This is a genomic window from Kineococcus anabasis (assembly GCF_054590795.1).
This window is the reverse complement of sequence record NZ_BAAIHU010000002.1, coordinates 338,693-358,495: the sequence shown is the minus strand read 5'-3', so window position 1 is coordinate 358,495 and position 19,803 is coordinate 338,693. Positions and strand designations below refer to the sequence as shown.

22 protein-coding genes are annotated in these 19,803 nt (G+C 76.3%); 3 read left to right on the top strand and 19 right to left on the bottom strand.

Annotation, left to right across the window (positions count from 1 at the left end; translation table 11 throughout):
• Positions 1 to 17: 17 nt before the first annotated feature.
• From ACYQBY_RS05095 to ACYQBY_RS05055, 9 genes are all read right to left on the bottom strand, one after another.
• Positions 18 to 185, bottom strand: coding sequence for a DUF3117 domain-containing protein (locus ACYQBY_RS05095; RefSeq protein ID WP_345714375.1), 168 nt, complete (start codon positions 183 to 185; stop codon positions 18 to 20).
• Between the two features lie 156 nt (positions 186 to 341).
• Positions 342 to 1,607 (bottom strand): hypothetical protein, encoded by a 1,266-nt coding sequence (locus ACYQBY_RS05090; protein ID WP_459642741.1) that lies wholly within the window; start codon positions 1,605 to 1,607, stop codon positions 342 to 344.
• Positions 1,608 to 1,680: 73 nt separating this feature from the next.
• Entirely contained in the window at positions 1,681 to 2,175 is a 495-nt protein-coding gene (locus ACYQBY_RS05085) for an SRPBCC family protein (RefSeq protein WP_459642740.1), read from the bottom strand.
• Positions 2,176 to 2,182: 7 nt separating this feature from the next.
• Positions 2,183 to 2,497 carry a DivIVA domain-containing protein gene (locus ACYQBY_RS05080; protein ID WP_459642739.1) on the bottom strand — a complete coding sequence of 105 codons (315 nt, stop codon included), beginning with the start codon at positions 2,495 to 2,497 and terminating at the stop codon, positions 2,183 to 2,185.
• Positions 2,494 to 3,105: an LOG family protein gene (locus ACYQBY_RS05075; protein WP_459642738.1), complete on the bottom strand. Its 612-nt coding sequence runs from the start codon at positions 3,103 to 3,105 to the stop codon at positions 2,494 to 2,496. The genes ACYQBY_RS05080 and ACYQBY_RS05075 overlap by 4 nt, the downstream gene beginning before the upstream one ends.
• Positions 3,102 to 4,256, bottom strand: coding sequence for a succinyl-diaminopimelate desuccinylase (gene dapE, locus ACYQBY_RS05070; protein ID WP_459642737.1), 1,155 nt, complete (start codon positions 4,254 to 4,256; stop codon positions 3,102 to 3,104). The genes ACYQBY_RS05075 and dapE overlap by 4 nt, the downstream gene beginning before the upstream one ends.
• 192 nt (positions 4,257 to 4,448) lie before the next feature.
• Positions 4,449 to 4,895: a hypothetical protein gene (locus ACYQBY_RS05065; protein ID WP_459642736.1), complete on the bottom strand. Its 447-nt coding sequence runs from the start codon at positions 4,893 to 4,895 to the stop codon at positions 4,449 to 4,451.
• Entirely contained in the window at positions 4,892 to 5,095 is a 204-nt protein-coding gene (locus ACYQBY_RS05060; RefSeq protein ID WP_459642735.1) for a helix-turn-helix transcriptional regulator, read from the bottom strand. The genes ACYQBY_RS05065 and ACYQBY_RS05060 overlap by 4 nt, the downstream gene beginning before the upstream one ends.
• Complete coding sequence (locus ACYQBY_RS05055; protein ID WP_459642734.1) at positions 5,092 to 5,853, bottom strand: CPBP family intramembrane glutamic endopeptidase; 762 nt, start codon at positions 5,851 to 5,853, stop codon at positions 5,092 to 5,094. Before ACYQBY_RS05055 ends, ACYQBY_RS05060 begins: the two co-directional genes overlap by 4 nt.
• A 158-nt stretch (positions 5,854 to 6,011) precedes the next feature.
• Here ACYQBY_RS05055 and dapD point away from each other — a divergent pair, with 158 nt between their 5' ends.
• Positions 6,012 to 7,001: a 2,3,4,5-tetrahydropyridine-2,6-dicarboxylate N-succinyltransferase gene (gene dapD, locus ACYQBY_RS05050; RefSeq protein ID WP_459642733.1), complete on the top strand. Its 990-nt coding sequence runs from the start codon at positions 6,012 to 6,014 to the stop codon at positions 6,999 to 7,001.
• An 8-nt stretch (positions 7,002 to 7,009) separates the two neighbouring features.
• On the top strand, positions 7,010 to 7,963 hold the full coding sequence (locus tag ACYQBY_RS05045) for a hypothetical protein (RefSeq protein WP_459642732.1): 954 nt from the start codon (positions 7,010 to 7,012) through the stop codon (positions 7,961 to 7,963).
• 56 nt (positions 7,964 to 8,019) lie between these two features.
• Here ACYQBY_RS05045 and ACYQBY_RS05040 read toward each other — a convergent pair whose 3' ends face one another.
• The 3 genes from ACYQBY_RS05040 to fdxA all read right to left on the bottom strand — a co-directional run bounded on the left by ACYQBY_RS05040 (position 8,020) and on the right by fdxA (position 10,831).
• Positions 8,020 to 9,309 (bottom strand): citrate synthase, encoded by a 1,290-nt coding sequence (locus ACYQBY_RS05040; protein WP_459642731.1) that lies wholly within the window; start codon positions 9,307 to 9,309, stop codon positions 8,020 to 8,022.
• 74 nt (positions 9,310 to 9,383) lie between these two features.
• Positions 9,384 to 10,472: a succinyldiaminopimelate transaminase gene (dapC, locus tag ACYQBY_RS05035; protein ID WP_459642730.1), complete on the bottom strand. Its 1,089-nt coding sequence runs from the start codon at positions 10,470 to 10,472 to the stop codon at positions 9,384 to 9,386.
• A gap of 32 nt (positions 10,473 to 10,504) precedes the next feature.
• Complete coding sequence (gene fdxA / locus ACYQBY_RS05030; RefSeq protein ID WP_459642729.1) at positions 10,505 to 10,831, bottom strand: ferredoxin; 327 nt, start codon at positions 10,829 to 10,831, stop codon at positions 10,505 to 10,507.
• A 221-nt stretch (positions 10,832 to 11,052) separates the two neighbouring features.
• Here fdxA and ACYQBY_RS05025 point away from each other — a divergent pair, with 221 nt between their 5' ends.
• Positions 11,053 to 12,084 carry a GNAT family N-acetyltransferase gene (locus tag ACYQBY_RS05025; RefSeq protein ID WP_459642728.1) on the top strand — a complete coding sequence of 344 codons (1,032 nt, stop codon included), beginning with the start codon at positions 11,053 to 11,055 and terminating at the stop codon, positions 12,082 to 12,084.
• A gap of 49 nt (positions 12,085 to 12,133) precedes the next feature.
• Here the strand turns inward: ACYQBY_RS05025 and ACYQBY_RS05020 are convergent, their stop codons facing one another.
• The 7 genes from ACYQBY_RS05020 to ACYQBY_RS04990 all read right to left on the bottom strand — a co-directional run bounded on the left by ACYQBY_RS05020 (position 12,134) and on the right by ACYQBY_RS04990 (position 19,782).
• The gene (locus ACYQBY_RS05020; RefSeq protein WP_459642727.1) at positions 12,134 to 14,164 is read right to left on the bottom strand and encodes an AAA family ATPase; all 2,031 of its coding nucleotides are present in this window, start codon (positions 14,162 to 14,164) and stop codon (positions 12,134 to 12,136) included.
• A gap of 145 nt (positions 14,165 to 14,309) precedes the next feature.
• Positions 14,310 to 15,254, bottom strand: a complete 945-nt coding sequence (gene mshB / locus ACYQBY_RS05015) for an N-acetyl-1-D-myo-inositol-2-amino-2-deoxy-alpha-D-glucopyranoside deacetylase (RefSeq protein WP_459643116.1) — start codon at positions 15,252 to 15,254, stop codon at positions 14,310 to 14,312.
• A 165-nt stretch (positions 15,255 to 15,419) separates the two neighbouring features.
• Positions 15,420 to 15,971, bottom strand: coding sequence for a Uma2 family endonuclease (locus tag ACYQBY_RS05010; protein ID WP_459642726.1), 552 nt, complete (start codon positions 15,969 to 15,971; stop codon positions 15,420 to 15,422).
• Between the two features lie 55 nt (positions 15,972 to 16,026).
• Positions 16,027 to 17,946 (bottom strand): translational GTPase TypA, encoded by a 1,920-nt coding sequence (gene typA, locus ACYQBY_RS05005; protein ID WP_459642725.1) that lies wholly within the window; start codon positions 17,944 to 17,946, stop codon positions 16,027 to 16,029.
• Positions 17,943 to 18,491, bottom strand: a complete 549-nt coding sequence (locus ACYQBY_RS05000) for a (deoxy)nucleoside triphosphate pyrophosphohydrolase (RefSeq protein ID WP_459642724.1) — start codon at positions 18,489 to 18,491, stop codon at positions 17,943 to 17,945. Before ACYQBY_RS05000 ends, typA begins: the two co-directional genes overlap by 4 nt.
• Positions 18,488 to 19,129, bottom strand: a complete 642-nt coding sequence (locus ACYQBY_RS04995; protein ID WP_459642723.1) for a DUF305 domain-containing protein — start codon at positions 19,127 to 19,129, stop codon at positions 18,488 to 18,490. The genes ACYQBY_RS05000 and ACYQBY_RS04995 overlap by 4 nt, the downstream gene beginning before the upstream one ends.
• Positions 19,126 to 19,782, bottom strand: coding sequence for a DUF3105 domain-containing protein (locus tag ACYQBY_RS04990; RefSeq protein WP_459642722.1), 657 nt, complete (start codon positions 19,780 to 19,782; stop codon positions 19,126 to 19,128). The genes ACYQBY_RS04995 and ACYQBY_RS04990 overlap by 4 nt, the downstream gene beginning before the upstream one ends.
• Positions 19,783 to 19,803: the final 21 nt, after the last annotated feature.

Here is a 19,803-nt window from a genome sequence, read left to right as displayed (position 1 = left end):
CCCGCCTCCGGTTGCGGTCAGCCGACCACCGAGGTGATCGCGTCCCCGAGGGCGGAGGCCTCGTCGGGCGACATCTCCACCACGAGGCGTCCACCGCCCTCCAGCGGCATGCGCAGCACGATGCCGCGCCCCTCCTTGGTGACCTCCAGCGGACCGTCCCCGGTCCTCGGCTTCATGGCCGCCATCGGCGTGAACCCCTTCTCTCGGCGCGCGCCCGGCGCAGGCCCGAGGTGCGAGCCCACCAGACGTGATCGGAACCATTATCCCCGCACCGGCACCGGGCGGACGGCCACCCGGGCGGCGCGCCGCCCCCGGGGGTGCCCGCCACGCGCCGGCGGCCCTCACGGCGACCAGTCCGAGGGCGCGGAGAAGCGCCACAGCCACGCCACCCAGACCACCTGCAGCAGGAGCGAGGCCGCCGTGCAGGCGGCCAGGCCCCCCACCCCCGCGGGCCCCGCGCCGCCCCCGGGAACCGCCCCGGGCCCGGCGGGTGCGGCGGGGCCCCGGGGCGCCTCCCCGGGGGCGGGCGCCACCCCGCGCCCGCCCACCGCCACCAGCGCCCCCAGCGGGAACAGCAGCAGCAGGTAGCGCACCAGGTTCGTGAACGGGTCCTGCACCAGCACCAGGTAGGCCAGGTAGCACAGGCACCACGCGCGCAGCTCCGGGCCCAGCGGCGCCGAGCGGCGCGAGAGCAGCAGCCACGCGTACGCGGCCAGGGCGGCCACCACCAGGACGGGCCCGGCCACCTCGCCCAGCACCCAGCGGGGGATCTCCCACCAGGGGCGCAGCAGGACCACCTCCCCCCGGCTGCGCCACGTGCCCATGGTGGCCAGGTACGCGTCCCGCTCCCCGGTGAGCCGCCACGCCAGCAGCGGCCACAGCACCCCGGCCGCGACCGAGGCGGCCAGCAGCACCAGCGCGCGCACGGCGGTCCCCCGCCCCAGCGCGGCGACCGGGTGCCCGGCCCGCCACCGGCGCACCAGCCGCGCGGCCAGGTGCACGAGCACCACCCCCGTCAGGGGCAGCGCGACCGGCCGGGTCAGCCCCAGCAGCAGCGCCGGCACCGCCGCCGCCAGGTAGCACCGGCGCACCAGCAGCAGGAGGAACACCGCCAGCAGCAGCAGGGCGAGGCTCTCGGTGTAGGCCACCTGCAGCACCGGGGAGGCCGGGTACACCGACAGCAGCACCACGGCGGCCCACGCGCCCCGCCCGGCGGCCTGCGCCCCCGCGCCCGAGGCCAGCACCGCCTCCAGGACCAGCCGGTGCACGACGACGGCCGCCGCCGCGCCGAGCACCAGGGCCAGCACCGGCCCGGCCACCGCGAACGGCAGCCCCGTCAGGCCCGTCGCGGCCCGCACCAGCAGGGGGAAGAGCGGGTAGAACGCCAGCGCGGACTGCCGCGGCAGCCCGTCGGGACCGCGCACGACCGCCCGCGGGTACCCCTCCTCGGCGATCTGCCGGTACCACTGCGCGTCCCAGAGCACCAGCATGTCCCCGAAGCCCGGGTCCGCACCGGTCCAGACGGCGGGCTCCTGGAAGCGGGCGACCCGGTCCAGCACCGCGGCGGAGAAGGCGCGGGCGGCGGCGTAGACCAGCAGCACGTCCACCCACGCGGGCCGGCCGCGCGCCCGCGCCGCACCCCCGCTCCCGCCACCCGCCCCGGGGAGCCACCGGCGCCGGTCAGCGCTCAGCCTCGACCTCCCGCGCCATCGCCAGCAGCACGCGCCGGAACGCCAGGCCCGTCACCCACCGCAGGGGCGGCGCCACCAGGCGGCTGAGCCGGTGCGAGACGACGGAGACGCTCTCCGTCCACTCCACGGCGCTCGTGCCGCCCCCCGTCCCGCGCACCACCAGCGAGGCGCCGCCGAGCACGACGCGGTGGTGCTTGACGAGGTCGCACACCCCCGCGCGCCCCGGGCGCGGCGGTTCCCAGCGCACGACCTCCATCGGGTCCTCGAACGCGAGCGGACCCAGCCCCGTGCGGCCGGAGAAGCGCTCGCCCACCGCCCGCTGCGGCCCGGGCAGCCTGCGCACCCGCGTCAGCGGCACCCAGCGGCTGTGCGCGGGCCAGTCCGTCAGGCGCTCCCAGACCACCTCGGCGGGGGCGGCCACGAGCACCCGCACGGTCGCGGTGGCGGCCCCGCCGGGACCGCCCGGCCACGCACCGGTGCTCACGGCGCCCTCACCGGGACCCGGGGGCCGTGAACTCGTCGTCGTCGCCGGGGTCGGCCCGCCAGGCCTGGAGCTCCTCGTCGCGCTCGTGGAGCTCCTCCCGCAGCCGTGCCAGCACCGCGTCCACCTCGTCCATCCGGTAGCCGCGCAGCCCCACGGAGAAGCGGACGGCGTCCACGTCCTGCGGCCGCACCGGGCCCGGCGGCAGACCCACGTGCGCGGAGGTGCTCACCACCGGGCCCATGCCGCCGCCGACGCGGCCGGTGGCGACGGCGACGGCCCCCACCACCACCGCCAGCACCAGCAGGACGAGGAAGACGGTCACGCCCGGTCCCGGGGCCAGTCGCTGAACTTCCCCACCGCCTCGGAGGAGGGCAGCATGACCTTCTCGCGCGGGGCCTGCTCCAGGAAGTCCAGCGCCTCGTCGGGGTCGTCCGTCCAGCGCACGACGTCCCACACCAGGGGCCGGGCGAAACCGCGCTCGACGAGGTCCTCCAGCCACACCCGCAGGCCCGCGTAGTGCCCGTCGGAGTCCAGCACCGCCAGGGGCTTGGTGTGCAGGCCGATGGTGCGCGCCACCCAGATCTCGAAGAGCTCCTCCAGGGTGCCGAGCCCGCCGGGCAGGACGATGAAGGCGTCGGCGCGCAGCTCCATCTCCGCCTTGCGCCGGCGCATGTCCTCCGTCACGACGAGCTCGCCGATGCCCTCGGGGGGCTGCTCGACGTCCAGCAGCGCCTGCGGGATGACCCCGATGGTGCGGGCCCCGGCGGCCCGGGCGGCGGCCTCGGCGGCCCCCATGACGGAGGTTCCGCCGCCGCCGTAGACGAGGTCGTGGCCGCGCTTGCCGATGGCGGTGCCCACCCGCCGCGCGAGGTCGACGTGGGCGGGGGCGATCGCCCCGCTGGCGCTGCCGTACAGGCAGATGGTGCTCAACGGACCTCCTCGGGGGTGGGCGCTGCCGGTGCGAGCAGCCAGGACGTGAGCACGCGCTCGCACTCCAGGAGCTGGGCGACGGGGCAGCGCTCGTCGTCCGCGTGCGCGAGCAGGGGGTCGCCGGGGCCGTAGTTGACGGCCGGCACGCCGAGGGCGGAGAAGCGGGCCACGTCCGTCCAGCCGTACTTGGGCCCCGGCTCGGCGCCGACGACGGCGAGGAACGCGGCCGCCGCCGGGCGCTCCAGCCCCGGCCGGGCGCCCTCGGCGGCGTCGGTGACCTCCACGTCGAAGCCGTCGAAGACCTCGCGCACGTGCTGCTCCGCCTCGGCGGCCGTGCGGGCGGGGGCGAAGCGGTAGTTGACGGTGACCGTGCAGCGGTCGGGCACGACGTTGCCGGCGATGCCCCCGGAGATCGCGACGGCGTTGAGGCCCTCGCGGAAGACGAGCCCCTCCACCTCCACCTGCGCGGGGGTGTAGGCGGCGAGGCGGGCCAGCACGGGCGCCGCGGCGTGGACGGCGTTGACGCCGCGCCAGGCGCGGGCGGTGTGGGCCGCGCGGCCGCGGGTGGTGATCTCCGCGCGCAGGGTGCCGTTGCAGCCGCCCTCGACCGCGGCGGCCGTCGGCTCCAGCAGGATCGCGAAGTCCCCGGCGAGCCGGCCGGGGTGGTGGCGCGCCAGTCGCCCCAGGCCGGACAGGGAGGAGGCGACCTCCTCGTGGTCGTAGAAGACGAACGTGAGGTCGCGGGAGGGGGCGGTGGCCGCTGCGGCGCGGGCCACCGCGAGCTGCACGGCGACACCGCCCTTCATGTCGGCGGTGCCGCGCCCGACGAGCACGTCGCCGTCGTCGGGGTGCACCTCGCGCCGCACGGGCAGGTTGGGCGGGTCGGTCAGGGGCACGGTGTCGAGGTGCCCGGCCAGGACGATGCGCTCGGCGCGGCCGAGGTCGGTGCGGGCCACCACGGCGTCGCCGTCGCGCAGGACCTCGTAGGCCCCCAGCTCGTGCAGGAACGTCTCGACGGCGTCGGCCAGGGCGCGCTCGCCGCCGCTGACGGACTCGGTGTCGCAGACCTGCCGGGTCAGCTCCACGACGTCGGCCGCGGGGTCGAGCCGGGTGCGGGCGGAGGTGCTCGCGGAGGTGCTCGCGGAGGTCACGACAGCACCCTAGCCAGCGGGGGCGCCGCCGCCCGCTCCGGCGTCACGGCCGCCGGGCGGCCCGGGTCTCACGGCCGCCGGGCGGCCCGGGTCTCACAGCCGCCGGGCGGCCCGGGTCTCACGGCCGCCGGGGGGCCCGCGTCTCACGGCCGCCGGGCGGCCCGGTGTCACGGCCGCCGGGGGGCCCGGGTCTCACAGCCGCCGGGCGGCCACGACCAGGGCCAGTGCGTAGCAGGCGACGAGCACCAGGGGCAGGGACGTCAGCACCGTGCGGGCGTCGGCGCCCAGGAGCACGGCGAAGCTGCCGAGGGAGGTGGCGGCGATACCGGCGAGCCCGGTGACGGCCAGGGCGGCCGTCGCGATCGTGCGGTCGCGCTCGTCGGGGCCGCGCCCGAGCAGGAGGCGTCCGGGGGTGGAGGTGCCGTCGTCCTCCTGGCCGCGGCGCCGCTGCAGGGCCCGGGCGACGGCGTCGGCCAGGAGGACCGCGACCAGCACCGCCGCCGCACCGGTGAGCACACCGAGCGCGGAGTCGCCCTGTCCGGCGAGGGCGAGGACCGAGGCCATGACGACCGCGGCCAGCGCCGCGCCCACCAGGGCCCGCCGGGCGTGCCGCGCCTGTCGTGCCGTGCGACTGCTCACTCGTCCTCCTCGTCCACGTGGAAGACCTCCTCGACGGTCCTGCCGAAGTTCCGGGCGATGCGGATCGCCAGCGGCAGGGAGGGGTCGTAGCGGCCGGTCTCGATGGCGATGACCGTCTGGCGGGAGACGCCGAGGGCCGCGCCGAGGGCCGCCTGCGACAGCCCGGCCGCCTGCCGCAGGTCGCGCACGTCGTTCCTCACGCCGCCGGGACCGCGGCGGGCCCGTGCTCCGGCGCCCGCTCCTCCTCCGGGGGCAGGAGGAGCAGGGCGCGCAGGTCGACGAGGGTGTGCACCAGCACGGGCAGCAGGAGGCTGCCGGTCTCCAGGTACAGCACGAGCATGGCCGCGCCGAACAGCCCGGTGGACAGCACCCCGCCCCAGCCCTGGTAGGCGTGGGCGGCGCCGAAGGTCGCGGCGCACACGGCGACCAGCGCCCAGCCGTGCAGTCCCGGCACGAGGGTGACGACGGCGGCGGGCAGGAACGCGCGGTAGACGACCTCCTCGCCGACCCCGGCGGTGACGGACAGGCCCGCGAAGCCTGCCCGCTCGCGCCCGGTCCGGGGCAGCAGGGCGGCGATCGCGGAGCCACCGGGCACGCGCGGCCCGCCGCTGCGGCGCAGGACGAGGGTGACGACGGTCGTGGCGGCGAGCGCACCGACGAGGAAACCGGTCAGGCCGCCCGCGTCACCGGCGGCACCGGTGGGGGCGCGCAGTCCCAGCTGGGCGGGGGCCAGGCCGCCGAGGAGGCAGACGGCGAGCGCGACGACGGCCACGGCCCAGCCCCAGAGGGTCCAGGTGCGGTAGAAGCGGGTGCGCGCGCCGGTCTCGCCGCGCGCCAGGGCCGCGGTGAGCCGGCGGTGGCTGCGGCGGCCGAGCAGGGGCTCGGCGAGGAGCAGGTGGGCGAGCAGGGCGCCGGCGGCGGCGGTGGGCAGGCCGGGGCCCAGGGCGGTCACGTCCACGGGGTCAAGCCTCCTTGACAGGGGTGGTGGGTCCACGGTGCCGGGCAGCCGCACCGATGTCAAGGGTCCTTGACGACAAGGACCCTTGACGTGCCGGGGGGGCGGCGACGCCCGGGTCCGCGCACCCGGCCGGCGCGGAGCGCTTAGGGTTGCCCCTCGTGAGCGCGCAGCAGGCACCCGACAGCGGACAGCAGCAGGACGCCCCCCGCCGGGCCTGGGGCCACGGGCTGGCCACCGTGACCGAGGACGGTGCCGTCCTGGACGTCTGGTACCCCGCCCCCTCGCTCGGCCCCTCCCCGCACACGGGCCCGCACGGGGTGCCCGCGGAGCTGGCCGCCTGCGAGGGCAGGGACCCGCACCGCCGCGTCAGCCGCACGGTCGTCACCACCGAGATCGACCTGGACGCCCCGCCCGCCGACGCCGCCGACGCCTACCTGCGCCTGCACCTGCTCTCGCACCGCCTCGTCGCACCCCACGGCCTGGACGTCACGGGCATCTTCGGGGTCCTGGCGAACGTGGTGTGGACCAACCACGGGCCCTGCGCGGTGGACGGTTTCGAGCGCACCCGCCTGGCGCTGCGCGCCAACGTCGGCCCGGTGCAGGTGCTCGGGGTGGACAAGTTCCCCCGCATGACGGACTACGTCGTCCCCGCCGGGGTGCGCATCGCCGACGCCGACCGGGTCCGCCTGGGCGCGCACCTGGCGCCGGGCACGACCGTCATGCACGAGGGCTTCGTGAACTTCAACGCCGGCACGCTCGGCACGTCGATGGTGGAGGGCCGCATCTCCGCGGGTGTCGTCGTCGGCGACGGCTCCGACATCGGCGGCGGCGCCTCCATCATGGGCACGCTGTCCGGCGGCGGCAGGCAGGTCGTCTCCATCGGGCGGCGCACCCTGCTGGGGGCGAACTCCGGCCTGGGCATCGCCCTCGGCGACGACTGCGTCGTGGAGGCCGGCTGCTACGTCACCGCCGGCACGAAGGTGTCGCTGCTGGGCGAGGACGGCCGGCCGCAGCAGGTCCTGGCGGCGCGGGAGCTGTCCGGGGCCTCGGGGCTGCTGTTCCGCCGCCACTCCCAGACGGGGGCGGTGGAGGCGCTGCCCCGCAAGGGCGTGACGTTCGAGCTCAACGCCGCCCTGCACGCCAACTGAGCGGGCACGTGCCCTCCGGTCGGGTCCCGCGCCGTCGCCCCACCCCGCCGCGGCCGGCGCCCCTGCCCGCGCCGCGGCGCAGGCGGCGGCTGCTCGTGGGCGTGGTGGCCCTGGCGCTGACGGGCACGGCGGTGTGGCTGTGGCGCTCCCCCGATCCGGTCCCCGTCCTGCGGGAGCGGTGCGTGGCGACGGTGGACGGCGAGAGCACCGACTGGTCGCCGGAGCAGACGGGCCACGCCGCCACGATCGTGGGGCTGTCCGTGAAGCGGGGCATGCCGGCGCGGGCGGCGACCATCGCCATCGCCACGGCCATCCAGGAGTCCACCCTGCGCAACCTCGACCACGGGGACCGCGACTCCCTCGGGCTGTTCCAGCAGCGGCCCTCGCAGGACTGGGGCACGGAGGAGCAGGTGCAGGACCCCGTCTACTCGACGAACGCCTTCTACGACGGACTGGAGAAGATCGACGGCTACCGGGACCTGCCGGTCACGGACGCCGCGCAGCGGGTGCAGCGCAGCGCCTACCCCCTCGCGTACGGGGACCACGAGCAGGAGGGCCGCATCCTGGCCTCCGCGCTCACGGGGTACTCCCCCGCGGCGCTGACGTGCCGGCTGCGCCCGGCGGAGGTCGCGCTGGAGGCGGCGGGAGACGCCGGGCTGACGCCCCGCGCGCGGCGGGCCGCCGACGAGCTCGCCGAGCAGGTCAGCGACCGGGGGGTGCGCGCCGTGGACGGCACCGGTGGCACCGCGTGGCGCTTCGACGGCGGTGGGGGCGCGGACGGCGAGCGCCTCGCGTGGGCGGTGGCGCACTGGGCCGTGGCGCGCGCGGACGTCCTCGACGTCGAGGAGGTCAGCGTGGGCGGGCGCCGCTGGCAGCGCTCGGAGCCGGACGCGGGGTGGGCGCCGCTGGATCCGGCGCTGCCGGCCACGGGGGTCGACGTGCACGTCGCCCGCGGCGGGTGAGCCGCGGGCGACGTGGCGGTGCGGGGCGGGCGCGGCGACGTGCCCGCGCCCGCCGGTCAGGAGCGGTCGGGGACGGGGACGTAGTCCCGCTCGGCGACACCGGTGTAGATCTGGCGCGGGCGCCCGATCTTGGTCTGCGGGTCGTTCATCATCTCCCGCCACTGCGCGATCCAGCCGGGCAGGCGGCCCAGGGCGAACAGCACCGTGAACATCTTCGTGGGGAAACCCATCGCCTTGTAGATGAGGCCCGTGTAGAAGTCCACGTTCGGGTAGAGCTTGCGGGAGATGAAGTAGTCGTCGCTGAGGGCGATCTCCTCCAGGCGCATCGCGATGTCCAGCATCTCGTCGCGCTTGCCGAGCTTCTGCAGGACCTCGTCCGCGGTCTTCTTGATGATGGCCGCGCGGGGGTCGTAGTTCTTGTACACCCGGTGGCCGAAGCCCATCAGGCGCACGCCCTTCTCCTTGTTCTTCACCCGCGTCATGAACGTGTCGACGTCGTCGTCGCTCTTGCGGATGTCGTCGAGCATGGTGAGGACCGCGCTGTTCGCGCCGCCGTGCAGCGGGCCGGAGAGGGCGTGGATGCCCGCGGAGACGGACGCGAAGAGGTTCGCCTGGCCGGAGCCGACGAGGCGCACGGTGGAGGTGGAGCAGTTCTGCTCGTGGTCGGCGTGCAGGATGAACAGCAGGTCCAGCGCCTTGACCATGGCGGGGTCGATCTCGTAGTCCTCCGCGGGCAGGCCGAAGGACAGCCGCAGGAAGTTCTCCAGCAGGCCGAGGCGGTTGTCGGGGTACAGCAGGGGCTGGCCGATGCTCTTCTTGTGGGCGTAGGCCGCGATGGTGGGCAGCTTGGCCAGCAGCCGGATGGTGGACAGCTCCACCTGCTGCTCGTCGAACGGCGAGAGGCTGTCCTGGTAGAAGGTGGAGAGGGCGCTGACCGCGGAGGACAGCACCGGCATGGGGTGGGCGTCGCGGGGGAAGCCGTCGAAGAAGCGCTTGAGGTCCTCGTGCAGGAGGGTGTGGCGCTGCACGCGGGAGGTGAAGGCCGTGAGCTGCTCGGCGGTGGGCAGCTCGCCGTAGATGAGCAGGTAGCTGACCTCGAGGAAGCTGGACTGCTCCGCCAGCTGCTCGATCGGGTAGCCGCGGTACCGCAGGATCCCCGCCTCGCCGTCGATGTACGTGATGGCGGAGGTCGTGGAGGCGGTGTTGGTGAATCCCGGGTCGAGCGTCACCATCCCGGTCTCCTTCAGCAGCGAGGAGACCTCGATGCCGGGCTGGCCGACGGTGGCGGGGACCACCGGCAGGGTCGCCTCGCCACCCGGGTGCTTGAGGGATACGGAGTCCGCCATGAGGCTGACCGTACCCGCCCGGTGGGAAGGCCCACCAACCGGAGGGACCGGCCCCCGGCCCCGGGTGGCGGAGATCACCAGCGGGCCGCGGCGGCCCCGATCCGCTCGTCGCCGGCCGTGAGCGCGATGCGCACGTGGCGTGCACCGGCGGTCCCGTAGAAGTCGCCCGGCGCCACCAGGACGCCGCGCTCGGCGAACCACGCCACCGACTCCGCGCACGGCTCGTCGCGGGTGGCCCACAGGTACAGCCCGGCCTCGGAGCCCTCCACGCGGAACCCGGCGCGCCGCACGGCCTCCAGCAGCACCCCGCGGCGGGCGCGGTACCGCTCGCGCTGCTCCGCGACGTGCGCGTCGTCCCCGAGGGCCGCGGTGAGCGCGGCCTGCACCGGGGCGGGCACGATCATCCCGGCGTGCTTGCGGACCTCCAGCAGCTCCCGCACGAGGGCGGGGTCCCCGGCGACGAACGCCGCCCGGTACCCGGCGAGGTTGGACTGCTTGGAGAGGGAGTACACGGCGAGCAGGCCGGTGACGTCGCCGCCGCTGACGCGCTCGTCGAGCACGCAGGGCACGGGCTCCCCCGTCCAGGACAGCTCCGCGTAGCACTCGTCGCTGGCGACGACGGCGCCGACCTCGCGGGCCCGGGCCACCGTCGCGGCCATCGCGGCGGCGTCCAGGACGCGCCCGGTGGGGTTGGACGGGGAGTTCAGCCACACGAGCCGGGCGTCGGCGGGGATGTCGCCGGGGCCGTCGGCGGGCACGGGGCGGGCACCGGCCAGGCGCGCGCCGACGTCGTACGTGGGGTAGGCCACGCGCGGGTGGACGACGGCGTCGCCCGGCCCGAGGCCCAGCAGCGTCGGCAGCCACGCGACGAGCTCCTTGGAGCCGACCGTGGGCAGCACGCCGTCCGGGTCCAGGCCCGGCACGCCGCGGCGGCGGGCGAACCACGCGGCGACGGCCTCCCGCAGGGCGGGGGTGCCCCAGGTCTGCGGGTAGCCGGGGGCGTCCGCGGCGGCGCGCAGCGCGTCGGTCACCACCTCGGGGGTGGGGTCGACGGGGGTCCCGACGGAGAGGTCCACGATGCCGCCGGGGTGCGACCTCGCCCGGGCGGCGGCGGCGGCGAGCCGGTCCCAGGGGAAGTCGGGGAGGCGGCGGCCGGTGCTCACCGGCCGCCGCCCGCCCGCGGCGGCGGTGGTGCTCAGTGCCCCTCGCCCTGCGGCGGCAGGGCCTTGACCAGGGGGTGGTCGTCGTCGATGACACCCATCTTCGCGGCGCCGCCCGGGGAGCCGATCTGGTCGAAGAACTCCACGTTGGCCGCGGTGTACGGAGCCCACTCCTCGGGGACGTCGTCCTCGTAGTAGATCGCCTCCACCGGGCAGACGGGCTCGCAGGCGCCGCAGTCGACGCACTCGTCGGGCTGGATGTACAGCGCGCGCTTGCCCTCGTAGATGCAGTCGACGGGGCACTCCTCGATGCAGGCCTTGTCCTTGACGTCCACGCAGGGCTGGGCGATGACGTAGGTCACGGGTCTCCTCCTCCTCCGCTCCCCGCCTCGGCGCGCTGCCGGCGGTGCGGTCGGGACGGTGCTTCGCGGGAACTGCTCGTCGGGTGTCGCTCGCCGGGTGCCGTCAGGGCGCCGGGGCCGCTGCCCCCGCGCTCGTCCGGTGGACCGGCTCGCCTGCCTAGTATCGCGGACACCCGGGCGTGCGACCGCCCGGGGCGAGAAGTTCGGCGGAGGAGGCGGCGGTGGTGGTCGGCGACGGGGCCGCGGCGCCCGGCCCGCGGCACGAGGTGCGCACGGCGGAGCTGGTGCCGGGCGCGCGGGTGGTGGTGCGCCACCGGCTCGCGGACGGCTCGGCCTCCGACGCGCTCGGGGAGCTGACGGCGGCGGACGCGTCCTCGCTGGTGGTGGCCACGCGGCGCGGTGAGGTCCGCATCGCCCGCGCCGACGTGCTGGCCGCCAAGGGGGTCCCGCCGCCGCCGCGCAGGCGGGGGGCGCCGCACGCCGCGGTGGGCGTGGAGGACCTGGAGCGGGTGATGGCGGCGCACTGGCGGCCCCTGGAGGCCGAGCCGCTCGGGGAGTGGGTGCTGCGGGCCGCGCAGGGCTTCACGGGCCGGGCGAACTCGGCGCTGGCGGTGGGCTCGCCCGGCGTGCCGCTGGAGGAGGCGCTGGCCGCGGTGCGGCGCTTCTACGCCGCCCGGGGGCTGCCGGCGGTGGTGGCGGTGCCGCACCCGGTGGAGGCGGACGGCTCCTGCCCCGAGCCGGTCCCGGGGCTCGACGCGGCGCTGGCGGGGGCGGGCTGGTCCCTGCGGACCCCGACGCTGGTGCTGACGGCGGCGACCCGGCGGCTGCCGGACCGGGCGCCGCGGCCGCTGCCGGACGGGCTGGTCCTCGACGTGGCGGACGCACCGGACGCCGCGTGGCTGGAGGCGTACCGCTACCGCGGGCAGCCCCTGCACCCGGCCGGGCCGGCGGTCCTGGTGAGCGCGCCGGCACGGGTGTTCGTGTCCGTGCGCGAGGGCGGGCGGGCGGTGGCGGTGGCGCGCGGGTCGGCCTCGCCCGGCTGGGCGGGTCTGGCGGCCGTGGAGGTGGTGCCGGAGCACCGCCGCCGCGGGCTGGCCGGGCACCTGCTGGCGGCCGTGGTGCGCTGGGCGCTGGAGCGCGGCGCCGTCTCGGCGTACCTGCAGGTCGCCGGGGACAACACCGCGGCGCGGGAGCTGTACGCCGCGACGGGCTTCACACCGCACCACGGCTACCGCTACCGCGTCGCCCCCTGAGCGCCGTCCCCGGGCGCCGCGCCTGAGCGCCGCGCCCGGGGGCGTGCCCTCAGCCGGCGGGCCGCTCCCCGGTGCCCCCGGCGACGCTCTCCCCGGCCCTCTCCCCGGGCGCGTCGTCGCGCAGGTCCACGACCCGCCCGGCGGCCCGGGCCCGCTCCAGCACGTCGGTGATCTGCGAGCCGATGAGCTCGTGGCGCTCCAGGAGGGCGTCGCGCAGGGCCTCGACGAGGTGGCGGTGGGCGGACAGCAGCTGCGTCACCGCGGCCTTCTGCGCGACGAGCAGCTCCTCCACGAGCCGGCGGCCCTCGCCGTCGCCGAGGACGCGGGAGACGAGGTTGCCGCCTGCGAGGGCGGAGCCCTGCACGGCCGCGAAGGACACCAGCGTGCCCCCCATGCCGGCCGCGCCGACCATCTGCGCCGCGGTGGACGTGGCGTGCACGAGGTCACCGCTGGGGCCGGTGGAGACGTCGCCGAAGAACAGCTCCTCCGCGACCTGCCCGCCGAACGCGATCTGGATCATGCCCTGCAGCTCGGTGCGGGAGCGGGTGTAGACGTCCTCGGCGTCGCCGTGGGCGAGCAGGCCGAGGGACCCGGCCCGCTTGACGATCGTGAGGATCTCCAGGCGCCGCTGCGGGGCCACCAGCCACGCGACGACCGCGTGACCCGCCTCGTGGGTGGCGATGAGCCGGGCCTCGTGCGCGGTGTACCCCACGGGCTGGCCGAGGCCGACCTCGGTGACGAGCCGGGCGTGCTCGACGTCGGCCCACGACATCCCGTCGGCGTCGCGGCGCACCGCGTTGACCAGGGCCTCGTCGAGCAGGCTCTCGATCATGACGGGGCTGTAGCCGTTGGTGATGCCGGCGAGGGCGTCGCGGCGCTCGTCGGCGTCGAGCTGCTCCTCGTGGGCCTTGCGGGCCAGGAAGTGGTCCACGAGCTCGCGCCGGGCCGCCTTGTCGGGCAGGCCGAACGTCAGGCGCCGGTCGAAGCGGCCGGGCCGCAGCAGCGCCGGGTCGAGGGCGTCGGCGCGGTTCGTGGCGGCGATGAGCAGGATCTCCACCGGCTCGGTGCGGGGGCGGCGGAGCTGCCGGCCGGCGGGCAGCAGCGTGTTGACGAGGTCGACGAGCCGGCTGAGCACCTTCTCCGCGCCGGTGGGCTCGTCGAAGGACTGCATCTGCACGAGGAGCTCGTTGACGACGCCGCCGGTGCCCTCGCTGGAGGCCAGCCGCTCGGTGCGCAGCCCCGGCGCGGCGAGCGGCAGGGCGGTGGACGCGCCGCCGGTGAACCGTGCCGCCCCGGCCGGTGCACCGGGGTCGGGCAGCCCGGTGAGGCCGCCACAGGACTGCACCACCGCGCGGTGCGCGGGCAGCGGCACCGCCGCGCTCAGGCCGCCGCGGGCGGTCGCGATGGCGTCGATCTCCTCGATGAAGCCGATGGCGCCGCCCTCGGCGCGGGCCGCCTTGCGCAGGGCCCGGAAGTAGGAGCGGATCTTGCGCGCGGTCGCGCCGTACCACATGGACTGGAAGGAGGTCGCGGAGACGAACAGGAACGGCACGCCCGCCTCGGAGGCCATCGCCTTGGCCATGTGCGTCTTGCCGGTGCCGGGCAGGCCCTCGAACAGCAGGCCGCGGCGGGGCCGCCCGCCCATGCGCTCGCGGAAGGTGCGGGCGGCGAGGAAGAGGTCGAGGCTGCGGGCCACGTCCTCCTTCAGCGGCCCGAGGCCCTTGACGTCGTCCATGGTCACGTCGATCTGCTCGGGGCGGTACAGCACGTGCGGGGAGCGGCCCGCGACGACGGTCTGCCCGACGAGCAGGACGACGAGGAGGGCGAAGAACACGCCGGTGATGAGGTACATCGGGTCCACCGCCGGCGGCTGCGGCAGGACACCGCGGCCCGTCGCGAGCCGCCAGCAGGTCCAGCCCGCGAGCAGGAGCAGCACCGCCGCGACCCTCGCCAGCCGCCTGCGGCGCACGACCTCCCGGGCGCGCCCGACGTCCGCGCTGTCGCGGCGCGCGGGGCGCGGCAGGCCGGCGCGGGAGCCGGGCGGGCTGAACGGGTCGCTGTGTCCCGGCGTCGGGCTCACCCGGGGCTCCTCTCTGCGGTGCGTGCGCGGCCGGCGACCGGCACACGATCCGCACCACCATCGCCCCGGGACGGGTGCGGAGCACGGCCCGGTGCCCCGTCCCCGGCGCATCGGGTGAGCCGGTTCACCCACCCGGCCCAGCGGCTCAGCCGGCCGGGTCGACCCCGTCGGGCCGGGCGATCCCGGCGAAGAGGTCGCTCTCCCGTCCCCGCGCGTCGAACGGCCCCGCGGGGACGCCCCGGGCGAGGTGGTAGTGCTCCACGGCGACCAGCGGCTGCGCCATGCCGTTGCTGAGCCGGAACACCGCCCCGCGCCCGTCGTCCTCGACGAGCGCCTGCGTGGCGTGGGCCCGCAGCGCGGCGGCCTTGGCGGCGGCGAAGGCGCGGGCGTCGACGGTGGTGGTGACCTCGCCGTCGGGGCGCACGGCGCTGTGCTGGGGGCCGGCGGGGTCGGGGACGCCCTCGACGCCGGCGGCGCGCAGCCGCTCCAGGTCGGCGCGGTGCTCGGAGTCCGCCTGCACCGTCCAGTAGACCTTGGCGACCTCCCAGGCGGCGTGGCCGGTGCCCTCGTCGGCCGCGGCGAGCTCGACGGCCCGGTGCGTGACCTCGTGGGTGCGGACGTGGTCGGGGTGGCCGTACCCGCCGCCGGGCTCGTAGGTGACGACGACCTGCGGGCGCACCTCGCGGATCACGCGGGCCAGCTCGGCGGCCACCTGCTCGGGGTCGGCGGCCACCAGGGAGCGCGGGTCGACGTCGGGGCCCGCGGCGGCGCGGCCGGGCTCGGCCCAGACCATGCCGGAGTCGCGGTAGCCGCTGCCGTCGGGGCCGGCGAGGAAGCGGTGGTCCCGCACGCCCAGGGCCTCCATGGCGGTGGCCAGCTCCTGGACGCGGTGCAGGCCGAGTGCGTCGGCGTCCAGGTGGGCGAGCTCGGCGGGGATGATCTCGCCGAGCTCGCCGCGGGTGCAGGTCACGAGGGTGACGGAGGCCCCGGAGGCGGCGTAGCGGGCCATGGTGGCGCCGTTGCCGATGGTCTCGTCGTCGGGGTGGGCGTGCACGAGGAGCAGCCGCCGCGGGGAGTCCAGGTGGTCCATGGCGGCCTGCTCGGCGGGTGCGAGGTGGCGGGCGATGTCGTCGACGAGGTCGGCGGCCTGCTCCAGCACGCCGCTGTCGTCGGCCGTGCCCGCTCCGCCCGCGGCTTCCTCCGGCGTGGTGGTCATGGGGCGGCATCCTGCCAGCCGGGCCGGCGGCGCCCGGGCTCAGGCGCGCAGCAGCGCCTCGACGTCGACGTCGAGGTCCGGCAGGAACGCCGTGCGGCCCCGCCCGCGCACGGCGGCGACCCGCTCGAAGACGCCCTCCTGCAGCTCGAAGTCGTGCAGGACGTGCTCCACGGGGTCGAGCACCCAGTACCGGGGCAGGCCCGCGCGGGCGTACTTGGCGGCCTTCCGCACGAGGTCGTGGGTGCGGTTGGAGGACAAGACCTCCACCACGAGCAGCGGCGTGCCGGTGAAGCGCAGCACCTCGTCGGTGCGCGGGATGACCATGACATCGGGCGCGAACTCGTCGGCGCGGGGCTTCCACGCGCCTTCCGCGATGACCTCGGCCTCCGGCAGCACGCCGTCGAGCAGGTTGGCCAGCCGGCGGACGGCACGCTGGTGCACGAGGGTCGGACGCGGGCTCACGACGAGCTTGCCGTCGAGGTACTCACCGGGGACGTCACCATCGAGCGCCTCGTACTCCTCCCAGGACATCGGCGTCTCGTGGTCCCACGCCTCGGACCACGGCTGCGCTCGCGTCACCTCCGCCGTCATGCCCCCACTGTACGAGCCGGCCGTCCCCCGGCGGGAGGACGACCGGCCCGGCGGGTCAGGCGCGCTTGGCGCGGGCGGTGGAGCGGGCGCGGGCGGTCTGGTCGAGCTCGACCTTGCGGATGCGCACCGCCTCGGGGGTCACCTCGACGCACTCGTCCTCGCGGCAGAACTCCAGCGCCTGCTCCAGGGACAGCTTGCGCGGGGGCACGAGGCGCTCGAACTCGTCGCTGGTGGAGGAGCGCATGTTCGAGAGCTTCTTCTCCTTGGTGATGTTGACGTCCATGTCGTCGGCGCGGGAGTTCTCCCCGACGATCATGCCCTCGTACACCTCGGTGGTGGGCTCGATGAACATCTGCCCGCGCTCCTGCAGGTTCGTCATGGCGAACGCCGTGGCGGGTCCGGCGCGGTCGGCGACGAGGGAGCCGGAGGCGCGGGTGCGCAGCTCCCCGACCCAGGGGCCGTAGTGGTCGAACACGTGGTGGGCGATGCCGGTGCCGCGGGTCTCGGTGAGGAACTCGGTGCGGAAGCCGATGAGGCCGCGGGAGGGCACGACGAACTCCATGCGCACCCAGCCGGTGCCGTGGTTGGACATGTTCTCCATGCGGCCCTTGCGCACGGCGAGGAGCTGGGTGATGGCGCCGAGGTACTCCTCGGGGGAGTCGATGGTGAGGCGCTCGAAGGGCTCCTGCACCTTGCCGTTCTCGTCCTTGCGGGTGACGACCTGCGGCTTGCCGACGGTCAGCTCGTAGCCCTCGCGGCGCATCTGCTCGACGAGGATGGCCAGGGCCAGCTCGCCGCGGCCCTGCACCTCCCAGGCATCGGGGCGCTCGGTGGGCAGGACGCGCACGGAGACGTTGCCGACGAGCTCGCGGTCGAGGCGGTCCAGGACCTGCCGGGCGGTGACCTTGGCGCCCTTGACGCGACCGGCCAGCGGCGAGGTGTTCGTGCCGATGGTCATGGAGATCGCGGGCTCGTCGACCGTGATGAGCGGCAGCGGGCGGGGGTCCTCGGGGTCGGCGAGGGTCTCGCCGATGGTGATCTCGGGGATGCCCGCGACGGCGACGATGTCACCGGGGCCCGCGGACTCACCGGGGACGCGCTGCAGGGCCTGGGTGACGAGCAGCTCGGTGATCTTGACCCGCTCGATGGTGCCGTCCTGCTTGCACCACGCCGCCTGCTGGCCCTTCAGGAGGGTGCCCGAGCGGATGCGGCACAGCGCGAGGCGGCCGAGGAACGGGGAGGCGTCGAGGTTGGTGACGTGCGCCTGCAGCGGCATCTGCGGGTCGTAGGAGGGCGCGGGGACGGCCTCGATGATCGTCTGGAACAGGGGCACGAGCGTCTCGGAGTCCGGCAGGCCACCGTCGGCGGGGCGGTTCTTCGAGGCCCGGCCGTTCTTGGCGGAGGCGTAGACGACCGGCACGTCGAGCAGGGACTCGGGCTCGATGCCCGCGGCGTCGTCGGCGACGTCGAGGAGCAGGTCGTAGGTCTCGTTGACGACGGCCTCGATGCGCGCGTCGGGACGGTCGACCTTGTTCACGACGATGACGACGGGCAGGTTCGCCTGCAGCGCCTTGCGGAGCACGAAGCGGGTCTGCGGGAGGGGCCCCTCGCTGGCGTCGACGAGGAGGACGACGCCGTCGACCATCGACAGGCCGCGCTCGACCTCGCCGCCGAAGTCGGCGTGGCCGGGGGTGTCGATGATGTTGATGGTCATGCCGCCCTCGGGGGCACCGGGGCCGGAGTAGTGCACCGCGGTGTTCTTCGCGAGGATCGTGATGCCCTTCTCGCGCTCGAGATCACCGGAGTCCATGACCCGGTCGGCGACGTCGGCGTTGGCGCGGAACGCGCCGGACTGCCAGAGCATCGCGTCGACGAGGGTCGTCTTGCCGTGGTCGACGTGGGCGACGATCGCGACGTTGCGCAGGTCCTCGCGGATGGCGGTGCCGGAGGAGGTGGCGGTGGGGGCAGTGGTCACGGTGGTCCATCCTCGCACCCGGGAGGCCCTCCGTGCGCCGCGAGCGCCCCGGACCGCGGCAGCCCGGGGGTCCGGGGGCCGCCGGAGAGCGCGAGCAGGGCCCGCACGACGGGCAGGTCGCCGTCGAGCCAGTCGACGGACTCCCACTCCCGCCGGGGCAGCCAGCGAAGCTCGTCGTGGTCCTCCAGGGGCTGCGCCTCGCCGGCGGCGACGGTGGCCCACCACACCCGCAGCACCAGGGCCGGGGTCAGGGGCCAGCCGGCCGGGTCCGCGGCGGGCACCTCCGCCCCGGGGCGCACCTCCACGCCGAGCTCCTCGCGCAGCTCGCGCCGCAGCGCGGCCAGCGGCTCCTCCCCCGGCTCCGCCTTGCCGCCGGGCAGCTCCCAGCGCCCGGCGAGCGCGGGCGGGGAGCTGCGGCGGGCGGCGAGCAGCAGGCGGGGGGCGGCGAGGTCGTCGACGAGCGCGGCGGCCACGACGAGGCGGCGCGCCCGCGCCGCCTCGGCGCCGGGGAGCGTGCCGCCCGTGCCGGGGGCCTCGGTGCTCACGGCACCACCAGGGGCAGCGGCTCCCCGCCGCGCTCCCGCAGCAGGTCGGTGAGGACCTCCGCCTCCTGGCGCTGGCCGTCGGCGATGCTGCGGGCCAGGTCGCGGACCTGCGCGGTGGTGGCGTGCTCGCGGGCGTGGGCCGCCATGTCGAACCCCCCCTCGTGGTGGCGCAGCATCAGCTGCAGGAACCGCACCTCGAGCTCGCGCCCGCCGAGGCGCCCCAGCTCCGCCATCTCGGCGGCGCTCGCCATCCCCGGCATCATCCCCGGCACCGCGGACCCGGCGGCGCCCTCGTGCCCGCCGTGGCCGCCGGGACCCCCCATCCAGGCCATCGGCGGCCCGGCCGAGGCGATCGGCCGCTCCCAGGCGCCGAGCAGCGCCTGCATCCGGCCGATCTGGTTCTGCTGGGTGAGCAGCACGTCCACGGCGAGGGTGCGCACCTCCCCGTCCCCGGTGCGCCGCACCGCCTCCAGCGCCATCGCGACCGCCTGGGCGTGGTGGTCGGCCATGTCGCGGCAGAAGCCGACGTCGACGGAGGCCTCGCCGGGCGCGGTGGGCAGCGCCCGGCCGGCGAGGACCCCGGCGAGGAGGGCGACCAGGAGCGCGGCGGCCGCGAGGGCGGCGCGGCGCGCGGTCACGACGTGGGCGTCCCCTCGCCACCGGAGCAGGAGGCTCCCACCTCGGGGGTCTGCGGGCCCTGGACGAACTTGGTCATGAACGCCGGCAGGCGGGGGTCGTCGGCGCCGGTGAGCTCGATCTGGTTGTTCCACGCGGAGGCCACGACGGGCGAGGGCAGGTCCGCGCGGGGGCTGAGCAGGACGTACTGCCGGGTGCCGACGCGCTCCCGGAGCTGCTCGACCTGCTCGGCGGGCAGGTCGGGCCGGTAGGTGATCCAGACGGCGCCGTGCTCCATGCTGTGGACGGCGTTCTCGTCGCGGACGGGCTCGTCGTAGATCCCGCAGTTCTGCCAGACTGGGTCGTGCTCACCGCCGACGGGCGGGTTCTCGGTGTAGGCGACGTCGTCGGCGGTGTGGTCGCCGGCGGTGTACTGGAAGGTCTTCGCCGCCGCCAGGCTGGGGGGCGCGGGGCGGTTGAGGATGACGCCGGCCACGACCGCGCCCGCGGCCACGAGGACGCCCACGACGACGGCGACGGCCGCCAGGCGCCGGGCGCGCTCCTTGCGCCGCTGCTCCTTCTGCATCGCGGCGACCCGTTCGGCGCGGCGGGCGCGGGCCTCCTCGGTGCCCCCGCCGCCGGTCTCCGGTCCCCGGTCCTGCGCCGTTCCCGCCATGTGCTGCCGCTCCTCCTGGAA